Source organism: Mesorhizobium sp. M7A.F.Ca.CA.002.09.1.1 (assembly GCF_003998555.1).
Lineage (GTDB): Bacteria > Pseudomonadota > Alphaproteobacteria > Rhizobiales > Rhizobiaceae > Mesorhizobium > Mesorhizobium ciceri.
Genome location: NZ_RZRR01001546.1, coordinates 1 through 537, shown reverse-complemented (window position 1 = coordinate 537; position 537 = coordinate 1). Strand labels below are relative to the sequence as shown.

The following is a 537-nucleotide window of genomic DNA, read 5'->3' as shown; positions in this document are numbered from 1 at the left end:
GAGCTCGCGGTTCGCCGTGTAGTCGATGGCGAAAGTATCCGGCGCGAAGCTGACGCCTTCCTTGGTGTTGAAGATCATCACCGTCGTATCCTTGCCCTGCGCGTCGGTGATCGTCCACTGCCGCAAGTCGAAGGTTTTCGGATCGAACATCATGGTGATCTTCGAATTGCCGAACACCGATTTGTCGGCGAGCTGGATGGTTGTGAGGTCGTCCTCCTGCTTGACGCTTTTGACGCGGTCGCCGGAGAGGTCGATCCTGTTGTCGAGCAGCAGCTTCAAGGGTGTCTTCGACAGCGGATAGAGATCGGACGTGTTGAGCCTCTTGTTCAGGATGACCACCGACTGGCCGTCTGAAATCACCCGGAAGTTCGAAGAGCCGTCGTAGTTGAAGCGGATCTTGCCCGGCCGTTCGAGGAAGAACTTGCCGCCGGTCTGCTCGCCCTTGGGGCCGAACTGCACGAATTCGCCGCTCATCGATTTGACCGAGGAAAAGTGGTCGGCGATCTTCTGCGCAGCGGCCGGCACAGCCGCCTGCGC

1 protein-coding gene is annotated in these 537 nt (G+C 59.2%); it reads right to left on the bottom strand.

The annotated features are described in order from the left end of the window. Positions 1–537, bottom strand: a 537-nt coding sequence (locus EN994_RS34570; protein ID WP_164746582.1) for an outer membrane lipoprotein carrier protein LolA, incomplete at both ends; no start/stop codon positions are given.